A 412-nucleotide genomic window follows, 5' to 3' on the forward strand; every position below is an offset into this window, starting at 1 on the left:
CGACTGATCAGAGAGCCCCGCCGGCTATGGCGCCGCTACGTGCTCGGACTGCCCGTCTTCGGCATCTACGTTCTTCGCTTCGCCTTGTTTGGCTCACGCAGATAGTGCCTTACGTACGTCAGGAACATAATGACAGTACAGCTTATACATATTCGGTCGCAGCATTATGACTGAACAAATATTCTTAACCGGCCAGGTGGAACCTCGCGTCAACGGTGGCGGCGCGGTGCGTCGTGTGCTGCGCATCTGGCGCCGGCATTTGACATTGTTCACGGTGATTGTGCTCACGATTCTGGTTCTGGGCACAGGCGGCATACTGCTGCTCAAATCAAGCTATACGGCGACTGCGACGGTTGTGATTGCGGCGCCGAGCACAGACCCACTGGCGCCGACCGGTCAGCAGCCGGCGGAT

At 58.0% G+C, this 412-nt stretch carries 1 protein-coding gene; it reads left to right on the forward strand.

Annotated features, from left to right (window positions below; all coding sequences use genetic code 11):
• Positions 1-166: 166 nt before the first annotated feature.
• Positions 167-412, forward strand: a 246-nt coding sequence (locus tag GSQ83_RS27775) for a hypothetical protein (RefSeq protein ID WP_158806134.1), incomplete at its 3' end; no start/stop codon positions are given.

Origin of the sequence: Acidisoma sp. L85, from assembly GCF_009765865.1 — a bacterium.
Classification (GTDB): Bacteria; Pseudomonadota; Alphaproteobacteria; order Acetobacterales; family Acetobacteraceae; genus Acidisoma.